The organism is Neoroseomonas lacus, from assembly GCF_014644535.1.
Lineage (GTDB): Bacteria > Pseudomonadota > Alphaproteobacteria > Acetobacterales > Acetobacteraceae > Neoroseomonas > Neoroseomonas lacus.
Map to the genome: position 1 here is coordinate 319721 of NZ_BMKW01000008.1, position 22899 is coordinate 342619.

Here is a 22899-nt window from a genome sequence, read left to right on the forward strand (position 1 = left end):
GTCACAGCACTCCGGGCAAGAAGACGCCGAACAGCATCAACAGGGCGGCCACGATCGCCCCGGCGAGGATATCGTCCAGCATGACGCCGGTTGCGCCATGCAGCCCATCCGCCCAGGACACCGGCCAGGGCTTGAGGATATCGAAGCCGCGGAACAGCACGAAGGCGACCGCGGCACCAAGCCAGCCGGCCCCGGCCGGCAGCGCGGCGAGGGCGAGCAGCATCCCGGCCGCCTCATCGACCACGATCCAGCCCGGGTCGTCGCTCGGCCGGCCGCGCAGCACCTCGCGCACCGCCACCCAGCCCAGCGCGCCGACGAGCAGGGCGAGGGCCAGGATCCACCACCGCCCTAGCAGCAGCGCGGGCAGCGCGACCAGCGACCCCCAGGTGCCTGGCGCGACCCGGATCCAGCCGACGCCGCCGACCGTCGCGACCAGCTGCGCAGCCTTCACGGCAAGGCGGCCAGGAAGCTGTCGAGCGAAGCGATGGCGGCCGGTTCCTCCAGCGTCGGCGCATGCCCGGTGCCGGGCAGCGAGACGACGCGCATGTCCGGCCTGGCGCGGCGCATGGTGGCGACGGTGTCGGCGTTCAGCAGGTGGCTTTCCTGCCCCCAGACCAGCATCAGCGGCAGCCGCCCCAGCCCGTGGAAAAACGGCCAGAGATCGGGCGGCGCACCGGCCGCGTCGCCGACCGCCTGCTGGCCGACCCGGATGTCCCAGCGCGGGTGCCACAGCCGGTCAGCACCCTCGGCATAGGTGCGGGCGGTGAAGGCGCGCCAGCCCGCGTCATCCAGCACGGCCAGCGCCGGGTGGCGCTGCCGCAGCCAGACGGTGGCGGCATCGAGGGAGGTGAAGGATGGGTCGGAGCCGATCAGCTCGACCACCGCCGCGCGCCCCATGGGTTCGATATGCGGCCCGATGTCGTTCAACACCACGGCGGCCAGCGCGGCCGGGCGCATCGCTCCGATCGCCATCGCAGCCAACCCGCCGAAGGAGGTGCCGACCAGCGCGACGCGATGCAGATGCAGCGCCGCCATCGCATCGATCACGTCGCGGATCAGCGCCTCCGGCCGGTAGCGACTCGGGTCGGTGGCCCGGGCGCTTTCCCCATGGCCGGCATAATCCAGCGCCACTACCCGACGCGCCCCGGCATGGCGCCCGGCCAGCGACGCGAAGTCGAGCGCGGTGCGGCAGATGCCCGTCAAGCACAGCACCGGCGTGCGGTCGGCCGCGCCGGGCCAGTCGGTCGCGGCCAGGCGCAGCCCGTCATGCGCGGCGAACTCGACGCGGCGGCCGGTCACGGCGCCTGCCGCAGATAGGTCGCCAGGGGATGGTCCCGCGACGCGGCGGCACCGTCGGAGGCCCGATAGACCACGGCGTTCTCGACCACGCGTTGGACGTAGTTGCGGGTCTCGTTGAACGGGATCTGTTCCATCCAGTCGATCATGTCGACATCGGTCCCGCGCGGGTCGCCATAGGTGCCGAGCCACTGGTCGACGCGCCCCGGTCCGGCATTGTACGCCGCCGCCGCGAGCGGCAGCGCCCCGCCATAGCGATTGAGCATCTGGTCGAGATACCCGGCGCCGAGCCGCATATTCGCCTGCGGATCGCCGGTCAGCTGGCCGACCTGGTAGGGCACGCCGAGTTGCCGGGCGACCTGCGCGGCGGTCGAGGGCAGCAACTGCATCAGCCCGCGCGCATTGGAACCGCTGACGGCCTCGGTGTCGAAATTGCTCTCCTGCCGCGTGATGGCGTTGATGTAGGCCGGCTCCGGGCTGGTGACCGGCGGCGAATAGGGCGCGGGCCAGCCCTCGGGCAGGATGATGTCGCCATCGGCCCCGGCGCGGCGAGCGATCCACACAGCATGGTCAGGCCGGCCGATATGGTAGGCGAGCCGCGCGGCAAGCATGCGGTCCGTGCCATCGGCCGCGAGGTCCTCGATACGCAGCAGGAAGATGCGCGCCCGCCGCGAATCACCGAGGTCGGCCAGGGTGAGCACGGCGCGCGCCAGTTCCCGCCCGGCGAAATCCACCGCGCGCGGCGGCGTCACCGGCGGTGCGGGGGTGCGCAGGATGCGGGCCGACAAGGCCGCCGCGTCATCGCCCAGCGCCAGCGCCGAGAGCTGCCCATAGAAGGCGACCGGCAGGTCGGCGCCGGCGGCGTATTGCGCCCGCGCCCGCGCGGTATCGCCGCGCGCGGCGAGCGCGCGCCCCTGCCAATAGGCCGAGCGCGCCCGGGTGATGACCGAGCGGCTGTCCTGCCCGACCATGGCGAAATGGCGCTGCGCGGCGGCCGGGTCCTCCAGTCGCCGCAGGGCGATGAAGCCGGCGAGGAACTCGGCCTCGCCGCGTGGTTCGCCAGGTTCGGCCTGGCCATGCGCGGCGGCAGTCCGGTAAGCCTCGCGCGGCTGGCCGAGGCGCAGCAGCTTGCGCGCGAGGATATTGCGCTCGACCCAGACGGCGCGCGCGGCGTCGCCCTGCAGCCCGGCCTGCAACGGCTCGGCGGCGACCCAGGCGACGGCGGCCTCGGCGTCGCGCTCGCGCCGGCGCAGCAGGCGGGCGCGTTCATAGGCCCAGCCGATATCGGTGGGGGTGGCCGCCAGGGCGCTGTCGTCGTCGCGCATCAGGGCAAGCCGCGCGGCGGCGGCACTGGCCTGTGGGTCAGCCAGGCGGCCGGCCTCGCGCGCCGCGCCGGCAAAGTCACGAGCAAAGGCGAGGTGGTCGAAGCGGCGCCAATGGTCGTCGGCGGAAAGAAGCGCGCCGTAGCGTTGCAGCAGGGCTTCCTCGGTCAGCACGTCGCCTTGCGTCTCGACCCAACCGCGACGGATGACGGCCTGCACCTCGGTGGGGCGGCCGGCGCCTTGCAGCGCCTGGGCGTAACGCAGCACGCCGGCCAGGCTGCGCGGCGGGTTGCGAGTGAAATGACGCAGCGCCAGCGCGTCGTCGCCATCGGTGGCGAGGGCGATCTCGGCCCGCCGGTTCAGCGTGTCCGGGTAGGGCCAGTCCGGATTCTCGCCGATGAAGGCGACGAGTTCATTGGCCGAGGCCGGTGCGGCACGGTTGGTCAGCCGCAGCCACAGGGCGATTTTCGCGGCCAGCGGGTCGGCCGCGGCGGCGAAGCTGTCAGCCTCTGCCCAGCGTCCGGCCGAGGCGGCGGCCAGCGCCTGGCGGCCGGCGGCGCGTGCCGGTTCGGGCGCCCAGGGCTGCGCTGCGGCGGGCAGGGCCAGCGGGAGGGACAGGGCGAGCGAGGCGAGGAGGAGCAAGCGGCGCATGGGAGCCTTCCTACCCGATCCTGCCCCCGCTTGTCGCGCTGGCCTTGTCCCGGCGATGGGTGACGCCTAGGTTGCCGCCTCAAGGCCTGAAACGTTGGAGGAAGGTGCTATGTTCAGGGGTTCGATGGTCGCGCTGATCACGCCGATGCGTGCCGACGGATCCGTGGACGAGAAAGCCTTCAAGGAATTGGTGGAATGGCAGATCGCCGAGGGCACCGAAGCCCTCGTCCCGGTCGGCACCACCGGTGAGAGCCCGACTCTGTCCCATGCCGAGCACAAGCGCGTGGTCGAGCTGTGCATCGAGGCCGCGGGCGGCCGTGTGCCGGTGATCGCCGGCGCGGGCAGCAATTCCACCGCCGAGGCGGTCGACTTCGCGCAGCATGCCCAGCACGCCGGCGCGGATGCGATCCTGGTGGTCACGCCCTACTACAACAAGCCGACGCAGGAAGGGATGTTCCTACATTTCTCGGCGATCGCCGATGCCGCCGACATCCCGATGTTCATCTACAACATCCCCGCCCGCAGCGTCGTCGACATGTCGGTCGAGACGATGGGGCGGCTGGCCAAGCACAAGAACATCATCGGCGTGAAGGATGCGACGGCGAACCTGACCCGGCCGCTGCACACCAAGCGCGCCTGCGGCGAGGATTTCATCCAGCTTTCGGGCGAGGATCACACGGCGTTGGCGTTCAACGCCTCGGGCGGGGTGGGCTGCATCAGCGTCACCGCCAATGTCGCGCCGCGGCTGTGTGCCGAGATGCACAAGGCCTGGCGCGACGGCAGGCTGGACGAGGCGATGGCGATCCAGGACCGCCTGGTGCCGTTGCATGACGCGCTGTTCTGCGAGACCTCCCCGGGTCCGGTGAAGTATGCGGCGTCCCTGCTGGCGAAAAGCAGCGACCATTGCCGCCTGCCGCTCGCCCCGGTGGGCGAGGCCTCCAAGGCGCGGGTGCGCGAGGCGATGGTCTCGGTGGGGCTGTTGAACTAACTGACACCATGGCGGACACACGGTCCGAGGCAGCAGCCCCGGGCCGCGAGCGCACAGCGCGACCGCGCCCAGACCGCCCGGGGTATCCGGCGCAACAGTGCAGGGCGCGAAGGCAAGGCGGCCGGATGGCCGCCGCCCGTCATTCGAGGGCAAGGCAAATGGCATCACCACCGAAGAAGAAGGGCCTCATTTCTCACGGCATCGCCGCGCAGAACCGCAAGGCCCGCTATGACTACAAGATCGGCGAGACGATCGAGGCCGGCCTCCAGCTGGTCGGTCCCGAGGTGAAATCCCTGCGCGCCGGCCGCGCCACGCTTTCCGAAGCCTGGGCCGGCGAGCGCGACGGCGAGATGTGGCTGTTCAACTGTTACATCCCGGAATGGCAGGCGGGGTCATTCGTCTCGCATTTCGAGCCTCGCCGGCCGCGCAAGCTGCTGGTGCACCGCAAGCAGGTGGAATCCCTGGCCGGGGCCATGTCGCGGGAGGGGGCGACCATTGTCCCGCTCGACATCCACTTCAACGAACGCGGCCTGGCCAAGATCCTGCTCGGCGTCGCCGAGGGCAAGAAGCAGCACGACAAGCGCGCGGCGATCGCCGAACGGGACTGGCAGCGCGACAAGTCGCGCATGATGCGCAACAAGGGCCGGGAATAGGCCCTGCTACCGGCCGGCCTTCCGACAGCCCTGTATCAGCGTCGTGTTTTGCCGCGACGCCGGCACACCAACGCTGCGCGCCATGCCGTTCGCCTCTCCGGTGACGGGGTCATCGGAAAGGGCCAGGCGGCATTACTCGACCAGCCGACGGCGGTAGCGCTCGCGCACCAGCGCACAGGGACGTGGCGGGGAGCCGGCCAGGAGCAGCGCGCGATGGTCGAGCACATGCGCGCCGCCGCCGGGCAGCAGGGCCTCGGCCAGGGTGCGCCGCGTCGGATGCAGCGCCTCGACGACGAGGCCGAAGGGCCGGTCGGTGGTGTCGAGCGCGTGCCGCATGGACGGCGCGATGCGCCCCGGCAGCCACCAGATGTCGCAATCCGACAGGGCGGCAGCGCCACGCCACAGCGTCACCCGCCGATGGCGCAGCGGCGTGGTGCGGTCCGCCTCAAGCAGCACGGCGATGGCGGCGGCCTCGGGCGGGGTGGGCAGGGCCGGATGGCGCTCGGCCCGGATCGGGCCCTCGCCGATGCCCCGCTCGGCGCACCAGGCGGCAAGCAGGCGCGTTGCGCTGGTGGTCTCGCGCAGGCGCCGCGCCAAGGTCGCGATCGGCTCCTCGGCGCCGGGCAGGGGCGTTGCGGCGGACAGGCGGGACCTCGGCATGCGTGCTGCCAGGCTTCTACCGCCCTTCCATGCCGTGCGCACCCCGGGGCATCTTGCATTGCAACCTGCCCGCGCCACCTGGGGCATGCTGCGCTCCCACCGCTGACGCCAGGTTTTGGTTGGCGAGCATCTTCACGCGTTCGGATGATTCCATCCGAAGGCGATCTGCTCTAACCACGGCGCGCCGCGGCGCGGCATGACAAGGCAGGACCCGATGGCCGAGGACGACATTCCCCTGACCGGTACGGTCAAGGACAAGCTGATCCGCACCAAGGAACGCTGGGCCGAGGAAGGCCGGCTGCTGACCGGCACCCATGCCGACCCGACGCGCGACCGCCTGCCGCCCGGCCAGACGCTGGTGAAGGACTGGCCGGTGCTCGACCTCGGGGTGCAGCCGGATGTGGCGAAGGAGAAGTTCCGCCTGCGGGTGGAAGGCCTCGTCGAGAACCGCATCGCGCTCGACTGGGACGGCTTCATGGCCCTGCCGCAGACCGAGATGGTGCGCGACATCCACTGCGTCACCCAATGGTCGCGCTACGACAACCGCTTCACCGGGGTGATGGTGCGTGACCTGCTCGACATTGCCAGGCCGAAGCCCGAGGCGCGCTTCGTCTCGCTGACCTGTTACGACGGCTACACCACCAACCTGACGCTGGACGAGTTCGCCGAGGCCGACGTGATGTTCGCCCATGCCTGGGAGGGCGCGCCGCTCGCGCGCCAGCATGGCGGGCCGGTGCGCCTGGTGCTGCCCAAGCTGTATTTCTGGAAAAGCCCGAAATGGGTGACGCGGGTGGAACTGCTCGCCGAGGACCGCCCCGGCTTCTGGGAGGTGCGCGGCTACCACAACCACGGCGATCCCTGGACGGAGGAGCGGTATGGCTGATGCCTGTCGCCGCGCGATACTGGGCCGCGCGATCCTGGCCGCGCCGCTGCTGATGGCCGCCGCATCCGGGGCTGATGCCTATGGCTTCCGGCTGCCTTCGCTGGAGGGCGGCGAACTCAACTTCGCCGCGTGGCGCGGGCGGGTGCTGCTGGTGGTGAACACCGCCTCCTTCTGCGGCTACACCCCGCAGTATGCGGCCTTGCAGCGGCTGCATGACCGCTTCCAGGCGCGCGGACTCACCGTGGTTGGCGTGCCGTCCAACGACTTTAACCAGGAAAGCGACGACAACCGGCGCATCCGCGAATTCTGCGACGCGCAATTCGGCATCGAGTTCCCGATGGCCGCGCTGTCGCATGTCCGGGGGCCGCAGGCGGTGCCGCTGTTCCGCTGGCTGGCCGAGCAAGGTGGCGGGGAGCCACGCTGGAACTTCCACAAATACCTGGTGGCGCGGAACGGGCGGACAGTGCGCGGCTTCGCCACGGGCGTGCAGCCGGAGAGCATCGAGATGCTGCGCGCCATCGAGACGGCGCTGGCCGCGCCTTCAGTCTGAGCCGAGCCGCGCCAGCAGCGCCTGCACCGCCTCCTCGAACATCTCTGCCGTTAGTCGCTTCGTCGAGGTGTTGTACCGGCTGACATGGTAGGAATCGGCCAGCAGCAGCCCGTCCGGCAGCGTGGCGATCGCCCCATGCGCGAAGCGATACCGTGACGCCGGAATGCCCTTGGCCCGTAGCAACGCGGCATGGGCCACGACACCGAGTGCGAGCACCGCGCGCAGCTTCGGCATCCCGGCCAGCTCGGCCTTCACAAAGCCGTTGCAGGTGCGGATCTCGGCCGGCGTCGGCAGGTTCTCGGGCGGCACGCAGCGCACGGCGTTGGCGATGCGGCAACCGAGCAGTTCCATCCCATCATTCGGGTCCTCACGGAACTCGCCGCGGGCGACACCGAACTTCAGCAAGGTGCCGTAGAGCAGCTTGCCCGCGTAGTCGCCGGTGAAGGGCCGCCCGGTGCGGTTCGCCCCGCGCACGCCCGGCGCCAGGCCAAGTACCAGCAGCGGCGCATTGGCCGGCCCCCAGGAGGGCACCGGCGCATTGTGCCAGGCCGGGTTCGCGGCACGATTGGCGCGGCGGTACTCGACCAGTCGCGGACATAGCGGGCAGTCGCGCGCGGGCGCCTCGATCATGCCTCCGGCTCCGGCAGCTCCGTGTCGGCGAAGGGATCGGCGGGGGTCGCGCGGGTCGGCCGTGGCGCAGGGGCGGCCGGCGCAGGTGCGGGGGCAGCGGTGGCCGGGCGGGCGCGCGATTCGACCTGGCGGCGGGCGATCTCGGGCGCGATATCCGCGATGTCGAGGAAGTTGTCGGCCTGGCGGCGCAGTTCGTCGGCGATCATCGGTGGCTGGGCGCGGGTGGAGGAGACCACGGTGACGCGCACGCCCATCCGTTGCACGGCCTCGACCAGCCGGCGGAAATCGCCATCGCCGGAGAACAGCACGACATGGTCGAGATGCACCGCCATCTCCAGCATGTCGACGGCGAGCTCGACATCCATGTTGCCCTTCAGGCGCAGCCGTCCGGTCGGGTCGGTCTGCTGCTTGGCGGGCTTGGTGACGACCTGCCAGCCGTTGTAGGCGAGCCAGTCGGTCAGCGGACGGAGCGGGGAGTAGTCCTCGGTCTCGATCAGCGCCGTGTAGTAGAAGGCACGGACGAGGTAGGTGCCGCCGCGGAAATAGTCGAGCAACTGGGCGAAATCGATCTCGAAGCCCAGCGCGCGCGAGGTGTGGTAGAGATTCGCGCCATCCACGAACAATCCGACCCGTTCCGCCCCACCTGATCGCCGCATGTCGCCCGCCATTGAATCAGCCTCCTCCGACACCCGAAGTGGCGCGGATGTGTGCCCGCTACACAATTCGCGGCGAACTGTCATGGTTGCTGAGATGGCGTTGGTTGCAATCGGGGCCAATCTGCCCCGCCTGGATGGCACGCCGGCGATCGAGACCTGCCGCTGGGCGGTGAGCGAACTCGGCCGGATACCCGGCATGCGGGTGGCGGGCGTGTCGTCCTGGTGGGCGTCGGCGCCAATTCCACCCGACCCCGGCTCGCCCCCCTACATCAACGGCGTGGCACGGCTGGAGGGGGAGGCGGCGCCCGAGGCGCTGCTGGCCGCCCTGCATGCCATCGAGGATGCGGCCGGTCGGGTGCGGCCCTACGTCAATGCGCCCCGGGTGCTGGACCTGGACCTGATTGACGTTGGTGGGCGCGTGCTTCGTGGGCCGGGGCTGGTATTGCCGCATCCGCGGGCGCATCTGAGGGCCTTCGTGCTGCAGCCGCTGGCCGAGGTGGCGCCGGGCTGGGTGCATCCGGTGCTGGGGCAGTCGGTCGAGGCGCTGGTCGCGGCGCTGGAGCCGCAGGAGATCCGCCGGCTGCCATAGGGCATGCAGGGGTTTTGCTCCTCACCGGACCTCGACCCGTCACCGGGACCCATTGATGTTGCGAAGCGACAGACATGGGAGCTTGCCGACGGGAGGGTTTTCGCGGGAGCGGCACAGCCGTCCCGCCCAGTGCCAGGCAACCTCCTGGGCACTCTGCCCGGCGCGACTTCTTCGTCTTGGCAAGGCTGGTGGGGCCCCACGCCAATTCGAGGTCTCCAGAGGCCCTCAGGCCTTTGGTGGGGAGGGTCCGGGAGGGGCAAAGCCCTTCCCGGTCCGCCCGTCGCCTGTCGCAAAAACCCGCTTTCACCTTGCGGTGCAGCGAACCCATGGCTATGTGGAGGGTTCACCGGCATTTCCGGGCGCCCGGAACCCCCTTCCGCGCGCCCCCAAACGTGTTTGGAGCCTCCATGGCGCGCGTCACCGTCGAAGACTGCATCGAGAAGATCCCGAACCGTTTTGAGCTCGTGCTCATCGCCGCCCAGCGTGCCCGCAACATCGCCCGCGGCGAGGCCATCGAGGTCGAGCGCGACAACGACAAGAACCCGGTCGTCGCCCTGCGCGAGATCGCCGAGGAGAAGGTGGAACTCGCCGCTCTCGAAGGCGACCTGATCAAGTCGCTGTCCCGCGCGCCGGAGCCCGAGCCCGCCGAGGAGGAGGTGATGGACATCATCGCCACCGACGAGAACATCTTCGGCATCATGGAAGTGCAGGAAGAAGCCCTGCCGGATGCCGGCGCCGACGATCTTTCGCCCGACGACATCGAGGCGGCGATCGCTGCGGAACTGGGCGGCAAGCGCTAGGCCGCGCCATGGGCCAGGGCGCCAGCGGCTCCCGACGTTCCGGCCCCGCGCAGGCCCCCGAGGGGCTGCGCACCCAGGTGGCGACCAATCCGGGCGCGGAGATCGCCCGCAAGGTCGCCGCCTATGACCCCCGCGCCGACGTCAAGCTGATCGAGGCCGCCTACGCGCTGGCGGCCGAGGCGCACGCCCCGCAGCGGCGCGAGGACGGCCAGCCCTACATCGTCCATCCTGTCGCGGTGGCCGAGATCCTGGCGAGCTACCGGCTCGATACCGCGACCGTCGTGACCGCGCTGCTGCACGACACGGTCGAGGATACCGGCGTCAGCCTCGCCGAGATCGAGAAGCGCTTCGGCAAGGAAGTCGCCCGGCTGGTCGATGGCGTCACCAAGCTGACGCGCCTCGAACTGCAATCCGAACGCACCAAGCAGGCCGAGAATTTCCGCAAGCTGGTGCTGGCAATGAGCGAGGACATCCGCGTCCTGCTCGTGAAGCTCGCCGACCGGCTGCACAACATGCGCACCATCGGCGGCAAGGGCAGCCCTGAGAAGCGGATGCGCACGGCGCGCGAGACGCTGGAAATCTACGCCCCGCTCGCCGAGCGCATCGGCATGGACGCGCTCAAGACCGAGATCGAGACGCTTTCCTTCCGCGAGATGAACCCGGATGCCTGGCAGACCATCGCCGCGCGCCTGACCTATCTGCGTGGCCAGGGTGCCGACCTGATCGAGGAGATCGAGCAGGACCTCCATCGCGTCCTCGCCGAGAACGGCGTGGAACAGGTGGAAGTGCAGGGGCGCGAGAAATCGCCCTATTCCATCTGGCTCAAGATGCAGCGCAAGAACGTGGCGTTCGAGCAACTGTCCGACATCATGGCCTTCCGTGTCATCGTGAAGGACAAGCACGATTGCTATGCGGCGCTCGGCGGCATTCATTCGGCCTATCGTGTGGTGCCTGGCCGCTTCAAGGACTGGATCAGCACGCCCAAGACCAACGGCTACCAGTCCCTGCACACCGGCGTGACGGTGCCTGAGCGCCGCAATGCCAAGATCGAGGTGCAGATCCGCACGCGCGAGATGCACGAGGTCGCCGAATTCGGTGTCGCCGCCCATTGGATCTACAAGCAGGGCGAGGGCACGGCGCCGAACCGCAAGCGCTACCCCTGGGTGCGCGACCTGCTGGAAATCCTGGAATCCGCCTCCGACCCGCAGGACTTCCTCGACCACACCAAGCTCGAACTGCATCGCGACCAGGTCTTCTGCTTCACGCCCAAGGGCGACCTCATCGAATTGCCGCGCGGCGCCACGCCGGTCGACTTCGCCTATCAGGTGCATTCCCAGGTCGGCGACAACACGGTCGGCGCCAAGGTCAACGGCAAGATCGTGCCGCTGCGCCACCCGCTGGAGAACGGCGACCAGGTCGAGATCATCACTGCCCGCGGCGGGACGCCCAACCCGGCCTGGGAACGCTTCGTCGCCACCGGCAAGGCGCGCGCGCGCATCCGCCGCTTCATCCATGCCCGCCAGCGCGCGACGCAGAAGGAAGACGGCCGCGCCGCCATCGCCAAGGCATTCCGCGCCGCCGGGCTCGACTTCTCGGAGAAGCTCGTCGAGCCCGCGCTCAAGGTGCTGAAGCAGCCGGATTTCGAGACGCTGTGCGTCGCCGTCGCCTCGGGCAACCTCACCCCGCGCGACGTGCTGACCGCCGCCGTGCCGGAACTGCGCACCCCGGCACGCACCATCGACCAGATGCCGCTGGCCCGCCCGCGTGGCCGCCTCGGCGCCGGGCCGATGCTCACGCCCGGCAAGGCCGACCGCAGCGCGCCATCGCGTCGTGGCGACGTGGCCATGGGGATCACCGGCCTCGTCGCCGGCATGGCGGTGCATTTTGCCGGCTGCTGCCACCCGCTGCCCGGGGACCGCATCGTCGGCATCGTCACCACGGGCCGCGGCGTCACCATCCACAAGAACGATTGCCACGGGCTCGAAGCCTTCTCCGCCACGCCCGAACGCTTCATCGATGTGGATTGGGAATATGATGACGGCGTTCGCGGCAGCCATGTCGGGCGCATCGAGGTCACGGCGGAGAACAAGTCCGGCACCCTGGCCAGTCTGACCACGGCGATCGCGCGGCAGGAAGGGGCGGTGAACAATCTGCGCATCCTCAACCGCGCCGGGGATTGGTGCGAGGTGCTGGTCGATGTCGAGGTGCGCGACACCGCGCATCTCGCCGCCATCCTCGCCGCGCTGCGCGCCTGCACGGGGGTGACGCAGGTGGATCGGTCCAAGGGATGATCGTGTGTGACCCAAGGGCAGGGGAGGGAACTCCCCCGCACCCCCTCCTTATTTTGTCTGTCACCAGGGCCATCCCGGCGCGGCAGGCGCGACCCAGCGTCAAGTACGGGCCAGCAAGATGATCATTGGGTTAGGGTCGGATATTCTCGATATCCGGCGTCTGGAAAAGACCATCGCCAAGCATGGCGACCGGTTCCTCGACCGCATCTTCACGCCGGTCGAGCGCGCCAAGGCCGAGCGGCGCGCCGAACGCATCCGCACCGCCACCTATGCCAAGCGCTTCGCGGCCAAGGAGGCGGCGTCCAAGGCGCTCGGCACCGGCTTTCGGGCCGGTGTGTTCTGGCGTGATCTTGGTGTGGTCAACCTGCCATCCGGGCAGCCGACCCTGCGCCTGACCGGTGGCGCGGCGGCGCGGCTCGCGGCCATCACACCGCCGGGGCATCGCGCCGACGTCGCGCTGACCATGACCGACGAATTTCCCTACGCCCAGGCCATGGTGGTGATCACCGCGGTTCCCCTTCCTTGACAGAGCGCCGCCCCGCTGTTTTCCCTGCCGTCTCCGCGCCGCCCGACGCGGGGACCACCCCTGACCAGGCCGTCAAAGCACCTCATCCCATGTTGAAGAAGAAGACTGGCGGCTGGCTCGAAAGCGTCAAGACGATCCTTTATGCCGCGCTCATCGCGATCGGCATCCGGACCGTCGCCTTTGAACCGTTCAACATCCCATCCGGATCCATGATCCCGACCCTGCTGGTGGGCGACTACCTCTTCGTGTCCAAGTTCTCCTACGGCTATTCGCGGCATTCCATGCCGTTCAGCCCCAACCTGTTCAGCGGGCGGATCTTCGGCTCACTGCCGAGGCGCGGCGATGTCGCGGTGTTCAAGCTGCCGCGCGACGGCACCACGGATTACATCAAGCGCATCGTCGGCCTGCCCGGCGACCGCATCCAGGTTCGTGCGGGCAGGCTCTACATCAACGGGGAGCGGGTCCAGCGCGAGTTGGTCGGCCCCTACACGGTCGATGGCGACGGCCCGCGCATCACCGTGAACATGTATCGCGAGACCCTGCCGGGCCCGAACGGCCAGTCGGGCGTGACGCACCAGATCCTCGAATCGACGGATGACGGGCCCTTCGACAACACCATCGAATATCTGGTGCCGCCGGGGCACGTCTTCGCGATGGGCGACAACCGCGACAACAGCCTCGACAGCCGGGCGATGAACTCGGTGGGCTTCATCCCGATCGAAAACCTCGTCGGCCGCGCGGAATTCATCTTCTTCTCCGTGGATGGCTCCGCCTCCTGGTGGGAGGTCTGGGGCTGGCCCTTCGCCATCCGCTGGAGCCGGATCTTCTCCGGCGTCCGATGAGCGCCATCGAGGACCGTCTCGGCCACCATTTCGCCAATCCCGACCTGCTGACGGAAGCGCTGACGCATCGCTCCGCTGCCGATGCACGGGGCGGGCAACTCGATTCGAATGAGCGGCTGGAATTCCTTGGCGATCGGGTGCTCGGCCTGGTCATGGCCGAATGGCTGATCGAACGCTTCCCGGCCGAGCGCGAGGGCAACCTCACGCGTCGTCTTTCCTCCGTCGTGGCCTCCGAGGCGCTCGCCCGGGTCGGCGAGACGATGGGGCTGGGTGAGGCGATCCGCATTCCGCCTGGCGAGGAGCGTACCGGCTTGCGCGCGCGCCAGACGGTGATGGCCGATGCGGTGGAGGCGCTGCTCGGCGCCATCTATCGCGATGGTGGGCTGGCGGCGGCGCGCGGCGTCATTCGCCGCCATTGGGTGGCGCTGCTTGATGCCGATGTGAAGCCGCCGGTCTCGGCCAAGAACCGGCTGCAGGAATATACGCTGGGGCGCGGGCTCGGACTGCCGCAGTATCGGCTTGTCTCGGCGGCCGGGCCGTCCCATGCGCCGTTGTTCGTCATCGCTGTGCTGGCCGCCGGGCGCGAGGCCGAGGGCACGGGTGATTCCAAGCGCGCGGCGGAACTCGCCGCAGCTGAAGCATGGCTTTTGGGGGTCGAGACATGACCACGACACGCTGCGGCCTGGTTGCCATCGTCGGCGCGCCCAATGCCGGTAAATCGACGCTGGTGAACCGGATCACCGGGGCGAAGGTGACCATCGTCTCGCCCAAGCCGCAGACCACGCGCTTCCGCATCCGTGCGGTGGTGATGCATGCCGGGGCGCAGATCATTCTGGTCGATACGCCGGGCATCTTCGCGCCGCGCCGGCGGCTGGACCGCGCCATGGTCGCCGCCGCCTGGGGCGGCGCGCAGGATGCCGATATCGCGCTGCTGGTGGTCGATGCGCGGGCCGGTCTGACCGACGCCGTGCGCAAGATCGCAGAGGGGCTGGCCAAGTCGCACCACCCGATCTGGCTGGCGCTGAACAAGACCGACCTGATCCCGCGTGAGCGGCTGCTGCCGTTGACGGCGGAACTCAATGCCATACTGCCTTTCGCCGAGACCTTCATGATCTCGGCCGAGAAGGGGGAGGGGGTGGACCGCCTGCAGGACCGCATGGCCGCGGCGATGCCGCCAGGGCCCTACCTGTTCCCCGAGGATGAACTGTCGGACCTGCCCAACCGCATGCTGGCGGCCGAGATCGTGCGCGAGCAGATCCTGCGCCAGACACATCAGGAAGTGCCGCACCATGCCTCCGTGGAAACGGAACAGTGGACGGAGAATGATGACGGCTCGGTGCGGGTGGACTGCACCATCTACGTCTCCCGCGCGACGCAGAAGGCCATCATCATCGGCGAGAAGGGCAGCCGCATCCGCACCATCGGCCAGTCGGCGCGGATCGAGCTGACCAAGCTGCTGGAACGACCGGTGCACCTGTTCCTGAATGTGAAGGAACGCACGGGGTGGGACGAGGAACGGGCGCGCATCCGGGCGATCGGGCTCGAGGATATGGGCTGACGCCCGCGCCATGAGCGTGGAATGGGCCGCCCCCGCCATCGTGTTGGAGGTCCGCCCGCTGGGCGAAGGTGGCGCCGTCGCCACCCTGCTGACCGAGGAGCACGGCCGCCATGCCGGGCTGGCGAAGGGCGGAGCCTCCCGCGCCCAGGCCGGGCTGTGGCTGCCGGGCAATCTGATCGAGGCGCGTTGGATCGCCCGCCTGGCGGACCAGCTCGGCGCTCTGAGCGGGGAGATGGTCCACCCCGCCGCCGCGCTGGCGATGGAGGACCCGCTGGCGCTCGCCCTGCTGTCCTCGGCCTGCGCCATCGCCGCCGACGCCCTGCCGGAACGCGAGCCGCATCCACGCGCCTTCCATGCGCTGGTCTCCGTCATTGCCCATCTGGCCGGCGGCGCGGAGGGTGTGATGGCCGATTATGTGCGCTGGGAATCGCTGGTGTTGACCGAACTCGGCTACGGCCTGGACCTGTCCGCCTGCGCGGTGACGGGTGCGCGGGAGGGGCTGACCCATGTCTCGCCGCGCACCGGCCGGGCGGTCAGCGCCGAGGCGGCCGCGCCCTATATCGACCGCCTGCTGTCGCTACCGGGCTTCCTGCTGGCCGGCGACGACCCTGGCGACCCGGCCGCCTGGGATGCCGGGCTACGGCTGACCGGGCATTTCCTGGAGCGCGACGCGTTTGGCGCGCGGCACCGGCCGGTGCCGGAGGCGCGGCATCGGCTGGCGGATCGGGTGGCGGCGCTGGCCGGGGGCGAGGCCGCCTTGGATTGACGATGGGCTCGGCCGCGACGCTGGCTGTGGCGCCGCGCGCCCTGACGGTGTAGATCCGCGAACGAGAACGAAGCACGAATCAGACCCATGCCCGACGACATCAAGGACCTGCCCGAAGGCGGCGCGACGCGCGAGACGAAGCTCGCCGATGCGCTGTCCGAGCGCTACCTCGCCTATGCGCTGTCCACCATCACCGCGCGGTCGCTGCCGGATGTGCGGGACGGGCTGAAGCCGGTCCATCGCCGCCTGCTCTGGGCGATGCACCAGCTTCGCCTGGACCCGGCCACCGGCTTCAAGAAATGCGCCCGCATCGTCGGCGACGTGATGGGCAAGTATCACCCGCACGGCGACAGCTCGATCTACGAGGCGATGGTGCGCCTCGCGCAGGAATTTGCCGCGCGCTTCCCGCTGGTCGAAGGTCAGGGGAATTTCGGCAATATCGACGGCGATAACGCTGCGGCCATGCGCTACACCGAAGCGCGCATGACCGAGGTCGCCAAGGCGATGCTCGAGGGCATCGAGGAAGACAGCGTCGATTTTCGCGCCACCTATGACGGCGAGGAACGCGAGCCGATCGTCCTGCCAGCGGCCTTCCCGAACCTGCTGGCCAATGGCGCGGCGGGCATCGCGGTGGGTATGGCGACCTCGATCCCGCCGCATAATGCGGGGGAGCTGTGCGACGCGGCGCTGGCGCTGATCGCCGACCCGAATGCCGATCTGCTCGCCCACATCAAGGGCCCGGATTTCCCGACCGGCGGCGTGCTCGTCGAACCGGCCGAAGCCATCCGCGACGCGTACGAGACCGGCCGCGGTGGCTTCCGCGTCCGCGCGCGCTGGGAACGCGAGGCGCTGAAGAACGGCACCTGGCAGATCGTCGTCACCGAGATCCCGTATCAGGTCCAGAAGGCCAAGCTGATAGAACAGATCGCGCAGTTGCTGGAGGAGAAGAAGCTCCCGCTGCTCGGCGATGTGCGCGACGAGAGCACCGACGTCGTCCGCCTGGTGCTGGAACCCAAGACCCGCGCCGTCGAACCCGCCGTGCTGATGGAGACGATGTTCCGCGCCACCGCGCTGGAATCGCGCTTCCCGCTGAACATGAACGTGCTCGACGCCAACCGCACGCCGCGCGTGATGGGGCTGCGGGAAGTGCTGCGCTCCTGGCTCGACCATCGGCATGTCGTGCTGGTGCGGCGCGCCGAACACCGCTTGGCGGCGATCGCGCGGCGGCTGGAGATCCTTGACGGCTACCTGATCGCGTATCTCAACCTCGATGAGGTGATCCGCATCATCCGCAGCGAGGACGAGCCGAAGCCGGTGCTGATGGCGCGGTTCGAACTCACCGATCTCCAGGCGGAATCGATCCTCAATATGCGCCTGCGCGCCCTGCGCAAGCTGGAGGAGATGGAGATCCGCAAGGAGCACAGGAAGCTCACCGCGGAACAGAAGAGGCTCCAGGGCCTGCTGGGGTCGGAGAAGAAGCGCTGGGATGCCATCGCCGAGGAAATCGCCGCAACGCGCGTCAAGTTCGGCGACGGCCCGCTCGGCAAGCGCCGCACCGAGACGGGCCGCATCCTGCCTGCCGTGCTGGTGGACGAGACCGCTTTCGTCGAACGCGAGCCGATCACCGTCATCCTGTCTGAGAAGGGCTGGATCCGCGCGCAGAAGGGGCACATCCCGCTCGATGGCGAGATCCGCTTCAAGGAAGGCGACGGGCTGCTCGCCGCGCTGCATGCGGAGACGACCGACCGAATCGTAATCTTCGCCACCAATGGCCGCGCCTACACGCTGAAGGCCGATGCCCTGCCGCGCGGCCGCGGCGACGGCCAGCCGGTGCGCCTGATCGTCGACCTCACCAATGAGGACGCCGTGGTGACGATGTTCGTGCATGAGGAAGGCAAGCGCTTCCTGCTCGCTGCGTCGGATGGCAAGGGCTTCGTGGTGAAGGGCGAGGACCTGCTGGCGGAGAAGCGCACCGGCAAGCAGGTGCTCAATGTCGATCCGCCGGTCGAGGCCGCTGTCTGCACCCCGGTGGATGGCGACGCCGTTGCTGTGATCGGGCAGAACCGCAAGTTGCTGGTCTTCCCGCTCGACCAGGTGCCGGAGATGACGCGCGGCCGCGGCGTGCAGTTGCAGGCCTATCGGGACGGCGGGTTGTCGGATGTGAAGGTGTTCCGCAAGGCCGAGGGCCTGACCTGGACATTGGGCGGCCGCACAAGGACGGAAACGGATCTGCGCCCCTGGGCCGGCAACCGTGCCGGCGCGGGCAAGCAGCCGCCGAACGGCTTCCCGAAGGCGAACCGGTTCGAGTAGCCGCCCCGCACCATCCCCTTGTCAGGGCGGCCCGCGACGGCGCAGGGTTTCTTCCATAGGAGGAACGAATCCATGGCACGTCGCCCGGCAACGGACCCGAAATCCCTCACCGTCTTCTACGCCACCAACCGGCGGCGCAATTCGGATGCCTTCGACGCGATCAGCGGTGAGGAGCCGGACAATCGCCGGCTCTGGCTTGGCAAGGCGAGCGTCGAGATGATCGGCGACCCGAATGACACGGAGGCCCGCCGTCGCCTGCTGGCGCATCCTGAGATCCCGGGTGACGACGACTTCAAGGACCCGGATGCCGGCTCGGCGGCGCAACTGCTGGATGCCTGGCTCGACAATGCGGTGGACCGGCAGGCGGTGGCGCTGTTCTACATTCACGGCTTCGCCAACAGCTTCGGTTCGGCCATCGAGCGCGGCGCCCAGATCACCGAATTCTACAGCGGCCATGTGGCGCTCGCACCCTTCGCCTTCTCCTGGCCGTCGGACGGCATGGTGATCGACCCGCAGAAGCTCGCCGCGCTGGTCGGTGCCGCCATCTCGCAATACCGATCGGACCAGTCGGATGCGATGGCGGCGGGTGGCGCCCTGTCGCGCCTCCTGCGGGAGATCAATCGCGCCCGGCTGCGGGCGAAGAAGCGCCGCCGCCTGCCGCGCATGGTGCTGCTGGCGCACAGCATGGGCAACCTCGCTCTGTCAGCCGGGCTTGCGGTCATGCGCAACGGCCTGCTGACGGCCCCGATGGCGGGCACCTTCGACCACGCCGTCCTGGTCGCCTCGGACGTGCCGCACACTATGCTCAATCCTGACGAACCGCTGAGCGAGATCGCCTTGCTGGCCAGTGGCGTGACCGTCATCACCAGCCGCGACAGCACGCTTAGCATCGCCAGTCGCATTGCCAATGAAGGCTCGCGCCGGCTCGGCCATTTCGGGCCATCGGAGCTGTCACTGCTGCCGAAGGGCGTGACGGTGGTGGATTACTTCCTCGGCCTGCAGGCGCCGCAATCCAAGCCGCAGCTATTCACCGTCGGCGGCACCGAATGGGACATCGTCGAGCACCAGTATTATCGCAACGACCAGAAGGCGCGCATGGACCTCGCCGAGGTGCTGGCCGGGCGCGAACCGGCGGGACGCGTCGTGCTCGATCCGGCGGACCAGGTCCAGCAGGAGAGGGCACGGCACCAGATCCTGCCCTTCACGGGCGTGTAGCGCGGACCCCGATCAGGTTTAAGCATCCGGTCGGGTGACGATGCTCGCCCAAACATGGCCCGGGAACGGCTTCCGTAAGCCAATGCGAACGGAAATCGCTCCGGGGCGGCCACCGGCCGGCGTCCGGGTGCGCCAAGGAACGGTCAGCCGGTCCCCCTGTGGTTCAGGCGGCGCGCACCAGGACGTGACGCTTGCGCCCAACCGACAGCTTTGCCGCGCCATCGCGCAGGTCGGCCTCGGTGACGGTGACGCCGACATCCGTCACCACCACGTCGTTCAGCCGCAGCCCGTTCTGCACGATCAGCCGCCGCGCCTCGCCCTTCGAGGCGGCGAGACCCGCCTGCACCGCGAGGTCGATATAGGCTGCCGGCAGCGCCACGGTGATGGTGGGCAAGGTATCCGCCGCTGCCCCTTCCTCGAACGCCCTGCGGGCGGTCTCGGCGGCGGTCTCGGCGGCGGCGCGGCCATGCAGCAGGGCGGTCGCCTCGGTCGCGAGGATCTTCTTGGCCTCGTTCACCTCGGCGCCTTGCAGGGCGGCGAGGCGGCGCACCTCCTCCATCGGCATTTCGGTGAACAGGGCGAGGAAGCGGCCGACATCGGCATCCTCGGTGTTACGCCAGAACTGCCAGTAGTCATAGGGGCTGAGGCGGTCCGGGTTCAGCCACACCGCACCCGCGGCGGTCTTGCCCATCTTGGCGCCGGAGGCGGTGGTCAGCAGCGGCGTGGTCAGCACATGGGCATGGCCGCCTTCCATGCGGCGGATCAGCTCCGCACCCATGACGATGTTGCCCCATTGGTCCGACCCGCCCATCTGCAGCACCGCGCCGTGGCGGCGGTGCAGTTCCAGGAAGTCGTAGGACTGCAGCAGCATGTAGTTGAATTCGAGGAAAGAGAGCGAATGCTCACGCTCGAGCCGCAGCTTCACGCTGTCCATGGTCAGCATGCGGTTCACGCTGAAATGCCGCCCGACATCGCGCAGGAAGGGGATGTAGCGCAGCTCATCCAGCCACGCGGCGTTGTCGAGCATCATCGCACCCGCATCGAAGTCGAGCAGCGCGTCGAAGGTACGGCGGATGCCGGCCTTGTTGGCCTCGATGACCTCGTCGGTCAGCAGCTGGCGCGCCTCGTCCTTGCCGGAGGGATCGCCGACCTTGGTGGTGCCGCCGCCGATCAGCGCGATGGGCCGCCCACCGGTCTTCTGCAGCAGCCGCAGCAGCATGGTCGGCATCAGGTGCCCGACATGCAGGCTGTCGGCCGTGCAGTCATAGCCGATATAGGCGACGAGGCCGCCCTTCAGCAGGGCAGCATCCAGCTCCGCCTCGTCAGAGGTCTGGTGGATGTAGCCGCGTTCCTTGGCAATGCGCAGGAAGTCGCTGGTCGGACCGCTCATTGTCATATCCTGTACACGTCGGGACTTCCGCCCGAAGGGCTGGGGGGCTAGCACGTCAACCGCATGCTGAGAACCATCGGGCTGATGAGCGGCACCTCGCTGGACGGGGTGGACGCTGCCTATCTGGAGACGGACGGGGAGACGATCGCCCGTCTCGGCCCGCGCCTGACCTTGCCTTACGACCCCAAACTGCGCCGCGCGCTGCGGGCGCTGCTCGACCGCGCCGAGACACTGCGGGACGACGACCCGGAGTTGCTGGACGCCGTGAAGCGCCTCACCGACCGCCACGCGGAAGCGGTCGAGGCGCTGGGCCTCGATGCCGACCTGATCGGCTTCCATGGCCAGACCATCCTGCACCGGCCGCCGGTTGCGGGGCGCAACATCACGCCCTTCACCTGGCAGGTGGGCGATGCGGTGTCGCTGGCACGGCGCACCGGGATGACGGTCGCCTATGATTTCCGCTCGGCGGATGTCGCGGCGGGCGGGCAGGGCGCGCCGCTGGTGCCGGTGTTCCATCGCGCGCTCGCCGCACCGCTGCCCAAGCCGCTGGCGATCCTGAACCTCGGCGGCGTGGGCAACGTCACCTGGCTCGGGCCGGATGGCGAGATGCTGGCCTTCGACACCGGCCCGGCCAATGGCCCGCTCGACGATTGGGCGCGCCAGCACACCGGCAAGGATTACGACGCGGCAGGCAAGCTGGCGCTGGCCGGGCAGGCCGATGGCGCGGTGCTCGGGCGGCTGATGTCGCATCCCTATCTGACGGCGCCGCCGCCGAAATCGCTCGACCGGCTGGATTTCGACCGGGCGCTGAAGGAAGCCGGGGCGGCGGAGCTGTCGGCCGCCGATGGCGCCGCGACGCTGTGCGCCTTCTGCGCGGTTTGTGTGGCCGCCGCCGCGCGGCTGTTCCCAGAACCGCCGCTGCAATGGCTGGTGGCCGGCGGCGGGCGGCGCAACCCGGCGATCATGAAGGCGCTGGCCGGCGCGCTGGAGGAACCGGTGCGGCCGGTCGAGGTCGCCGGCTGGGATGGCGATGCGCTGGAGGCGCAGGCCTTCGGCCTGCTGGCCGCCCGGGTGGCGCGCAAGCTGCCGATCACCTTCCCGGGGACGACCGGGGTGCCGCGGCCGCTGGTGGGCGGGCGGATCCTGGGGTCGCTGTTGTAACAGCGGCTCCGCCCCCGCGCGGGCCTGAAAGCCTGCTAGCGTCGCCAGGTCACAGGGAGCCTTCAATGGCCTGGTCCTTCCCCATCGGCACCGTGCGCGGCACGGTCATCCGCGTCCACGTCACCTTTTTCCTGTTGCTGCTGTGGATCGGCGCGACCCATGCGTCGCGCGGCGGGTTGCCCGATGCGCTGGCCGGGGTCGCCTTCATCAGCCTGGTCTTTGCCTGCGTCGTACTGCATGAACTCGGCCACGCCGCCGCCGCCGCGCGCTATGGCATCGCCACGCCGGACATCACCCTGCTGCCGATCGGCGGCATGGCGCGGCTCGACCACATCCCCGAGGAACCCTGGCGGGAGATCGCGATCGCGCTCGCCGGGCCGGCGGTGAATGTCGGCATCTGCCTGCTGCTGGCGGCCGTGCTGGGCGGTATGCCTTCGGTGCAGGACGGGCTGACGGTGGAGGACCCGCGTGCCGGCTTCCTGCCGCGGCTGTTCTGGGTCAACGCCTTCCTGGTGCTGTTCAACATGATCCCGGCCTTCCCGATGGATGGCGGACGGGTGCTGCGGGCCGCCCTCGCGCTTCGGATGGGCCACCGGGATGCGACGCGGATGGCGGCGCGGATCGGGCAGGGGCTGGCGATCCTGCTCGGCTTCCTGGGGCTGTTCGGGGCGCCGCTGCTGATCTTCATCGCGATGTTCGTCTGGCTGGGCGCGGCAGGGGAATCGGCCGAGGAGGACCTGCGCTCGGTGACCCGCGACCTGGTCGCCGAGGACGCCATGGAAACCCGCTTCGAGGCCCTGCCGCCCGAGGCCGATGTGGCCGCCGCCGCCGAGGCGTTGCTGCGCACCCCGCAGCAGGATTTCCCGGTGGTGGACGGGCAGGGGCGGATGATGGGGCTGTTGACGCGGGACGCGATCATCCTCGCGTTGCGCCAGGGCGGGCCAGGAACGCCGGTGGCGGACGCGATGCGCGACATCCCGCGGGTCGGCCGCCGCGTGACGCTGTCGGACGCGCTGCAGGCGCTGTCGCGCGATGGTGCGGTGCCCGCGGTTGGCGTCGAGGAAGCCGGCCGATTGGTCGGGCTGATCACGCCGGCGAACATCGCGGACCTGCTCGCACTGCGGGGTTGACGGCGCGGCCCCCGGCGATGGCGGCGACGCGC

At 69.5% G+C, this 22899-nt stretch carries 23 protein-coding genes; 16 read left to right on the plus strand and 7 right to left on the minus strand.

From position 1 onward, the window contains the following. Position 1: 1 nt before the first annotated feature. Genes IEY36_RS17510 through IEY36_RS17520 form a run of 3 tightly spaced genes read right to left on the minus strand, consistent with a single transcriptional unit; the run spans position 2 to position 3269 of the window. A complete protein-coding gene (locus IEY36_RS17510; RefSeq protein ID WP_188968973.1) occupies positions 2-451 on the minus strand; it encodes a phosphatidylglycerophosphatase A family protein in 450 nt (149 codons plus the stop codon). Beyond that, the gene (locus IEY36_RS17515; protein WP_188968975.1) at positions 448-1299 is read right to left on the minus strand and encodes an alpha/beta fold hydrolase; all 852 of its coding nucleotides are present in this window, start codon (positions 1297-1299) and stop codon (positions 448-450) included. Before IEY36_RS17515 ends, IEY36_RS17510 begins: the two co-directional genes overlap by 4 nt. Then, entirely contained in the window at positions 1296-3269 is a 1974-nt protein-coding gene (locus tag IEY36_RS17520) for a lytic transglycosylase domain-containing protein (protein ID WP_188968977.1), read from the minus strand. The genes IEY36_RS17515 and IEY36_RS17520 overlap by 4 nt, the downstream gene beginning before the upstream one ends. A gap of 109 nt (positions 3270-3378) precedes the next feature. Between IEY36_RS17520 and dapA the strand changes: the two genes are divergently transcribed. After that, positions 3379-4257 (plus strand): 4-hydroxy-tetrahydrodipicolinate synthase, encoded by an 879-nt coding sequence (gene dapA / locus IEY36_RS17525; protein ID WP_188968979.1) that lies wholly within the window; start codon positions 3379-3381, stop codon positions 4255-4257. Positions 4258-4415: 158 nt separating this feature from the next. Further along, positions 4416-4910: an SsrA-binding protein SmpB gene (gene smpB / locus IEY36_RS17530; RefSeq protein ID WP_188968987.1), complete on the plus strand. Its 495-nt coding sequence runs from the start codon at positions 4416-4418 to the stop codon at positions 4908-4910. A 132-nt stretch (positions 4911-5042) separates the two neighbouring features. On the opposite strand, the gene IEY36_RS17535 is transcribed toward smpB, so the two are convergent. After that, entirely contained in the window at positions 5043-5570 is a 528-nt protein-coding gene (locus tag IEY36_RS17535; protein WP_188968989.1) for a hypothetical protein, read from the minus strand. Between the two features lie 214 nt (positions 5571-5784). Here IEY36_RS17535 and IEY36_RS17540 point away from each other — a divergent pair, with 214 nt between their 5' ends. Together IEY36_RS17540 and IEY36_RS17545 are read left to right on the plus strand one after the other, a co-directional pair. After that, positions 5785-6453 (plus strand): sulfite oxidase-like oxidoreductase, encoded by a 669-nt coding sequence (locus IEY36_RS17540; RefSeq protein ID WP_188968992.1) that lies wholly within the window; start codon positions 5785-5787, stop codon positions 6451-6453. Next, the gene (locus IEY36_RS17545) at positions 6446-7003 is read left to right on the plus strand and encodes a glutathione peroxidase (RefSeq protein WP_188968994.1); all 558 of its coding nucleotides are present in this window, start codon (positions 6446-6448) and stop codon (positions 7001-7003) included. The genes IEY36_RS17540 and IEY36_RS17545 overlap by 8 nt, the downstream gene beginning before the upstream one ends. Here IEY36_RS17545 and IEY36_RS17550 read toward each other — a convergent pair. Both IEY36_RS17550 and IEY36_RS17555 read right to left on the minus strand, forming a co-directional pair. Beyond that, positions 6995-7633 carry a uracil-DNA glycosylase gene (locus IEY36_RS17550; RefSeq protein WP_188968996.1) on the minus strand — a complete coding sequence of 213 codons (639 nt, stop codon included), beginning with the start codon at positions 7631-7633 and terminating at the stop codon, positions 6995-6997. The two genes, IEY36_RS17545 and IEY36_RS17550, sit on opposite strands and share 9 nt — an antisense overlap. Continuing rightward, positions 7630-8301 carry a LabA-like NYN domain-containing protein gene (locus tag IEY36_RS17555; protein ID WP_229681387.1) on the minus strand — a complete coding sequence of 224 codons (672 nt, stop codon included), beginning with the start codon at positions 8299-8301 and terminating at the stop codon, positions 7630-7632. Before IEY36_RS17555 ends, IEY36_RS17550 begins: the two co-directional genes overlap by 4 nt. Positions 8302-8371: 70 nt before the next feature. Between IEY36_RS17555 and folK the strand changes: the two genes are divergently transcribed. The 10 genes from folK to IEY36_RS17605 all read left to right on the plus strand — a co-directional run bounded on the left by folK (position 8372) and on the right by IEY36_RS17605 (position 19186). After that, positions 8372-8878, plus strand: a complete 507-nt coding sequence (gene folK / locus IEY36_RS17560) for a 2-amino-4-hydroxy-6-hydroxymethyldihydropteridine diphosphokinase (RefSeq protein ID WP_229681388.1) — start codon at positions 8372-8374, stop codon at positions 8876-8878. A gap of 407 nt (positions 8879-9285) precedes the next feature. Next, entirely contained in the window at positions 9286-9678 is a 393-nt protein-coding gene (rpoZ, locus tag IEY36_RS17565; protein ID WP_188968999.1) for a DNA-directed RNA polymerase subunit omega, read from the plus strand. 8 nt (positions 9679-9686) lie between these two features. After that, positions 9687-11969, plus strand: coding sequence for a RelA/SpoT family protein (locus IEY36_RS17570; protein WP_188969001.1), 2283 nt, complete (start codon positions 9687-9689; stop codon positions 11967-11969). A 118-nt stretch (positions 11970-12087) separates the two neighbouring features. Further along, positions 12088-12495, plus strand: coding sequence for a holo-ACP synthase (gene acpS / locus IEY36_RS17575; protein ID WP_188969004.1), 408 nt, complete (start codon positions 12088-12090; stop codon positions 12493-12495). 89 nt (positions 12496-12584) lie between these two features. Next, a complete protein-coding gene (gene lepB, locus IEY36_RS17580) occupies positions 12585-13337 on the plus strand; it encodes a signal peptidase I (protein ID WP_188969006.1) in 753 nt (250 codons plus the stop codon). Further along, on the plus strand, positions 13334-14002 hold the full coding sequence (gene rnc, locus IEY36_RS17585; protein WP_188969008.1) for a ribonuclease III: 669 nt from the start codon (positions 13334-13336) through the stop codon (positions 14000-14002). Before lepB ends, rnc begins: the two co-directional genes overlap by 4 nt. Beyond that, complete coding sequence (gene era, locus IEY36_RS17590; protein WP_229681389.1) at positions 13999-14895, plus strand: GTPase Era; 897 nt, start codon at positions 13999-14001, stop codon at positions 14893-14895. The genes rnc and era overlap by 4 nt, the downstream gene beginning before the upstream one ends. A gap of 16 nt (positions 14896-14911) precedes the next feature. Then, a complete protein-coding gene (gene recO / locus IEY36_RS17595; RefSeq protein ID WP_188969147.1) occupies positions 14912-15661 on the plus strand; it encodes a DNA repair protein RecO in 750 nt (249 codons plus the stop codon). A gap of 87 nt (positions 15662-15748) precedes the next feature. Beyond that, positions 15749-17971 (plus strand): DNA topoisomerase IV subunit A, encoded by a 2223-nt coding sequence (gene parC, locus IEY36_RS17600; protein ID WP_188969012.1) that lies wholly within the window; start codon positions 15749-15751, stop codon positions 17969-17971. Between the two features lie 72 nt (positions 17972-18043). After that, positions 18044-19186, plus strand: coding sequence for an alpha/beta hydrolase (locus IEY36_RS17605; RefSeq protein ID WP_188969013.1), 1143 nt, complete (start codon positions 18044-18046; stop codon positions 19184-19186). 163 nt (positions 19187-19349) lie between these two features. Here IEY36_RS17605 and tyrS read toward each other — a convergent pair whose 3' ends face one another. Continuing rightward, positions 19350-20582 (minus strand): tyrosine--tRNA ligase, encoded by a 1233-nt coding sequence (gene tyrS / locus IEY36_RS17610; protein WP_188969015.1) that lies wholly within the window; start codon positions 20580-20582, stop codon positions 19350-19352. A gap of 60 nt (positions 20583-20642) precedes the next feature. On the opposite strand from tyrS, the gene IEY36_RS17615 reads away from it, so the two are divergent. Continuing rightward, positions 20643-21737 carry an anhydro-N-acetylmuramic acid kinase gene (locus IEY36_RS17615; RefSeq protein WP_188969149.1) on the plus strand — a complete coding sequence of 365 codons (1095 nt, stop codon included), beginning with the start codon at positions 20643-20645 and terminating at the stop codon, positions 21735-21737. A gap of 65 nt (positions 21738-21802) precedes the next feature. Further along, positions 21803-22867: a site-2 protease family protein gene (locus IEY36_RS17620; RefSeq protein ID WP_188969017.1), complete on the plus strand. Its 1065-nt coding sequence runs from the start codon at positions 21803-21805 to the stop codon at positions 22865-22867. The last annotated feature ends 32 nt before the right edge of the window (positions 22868-22899 follow it).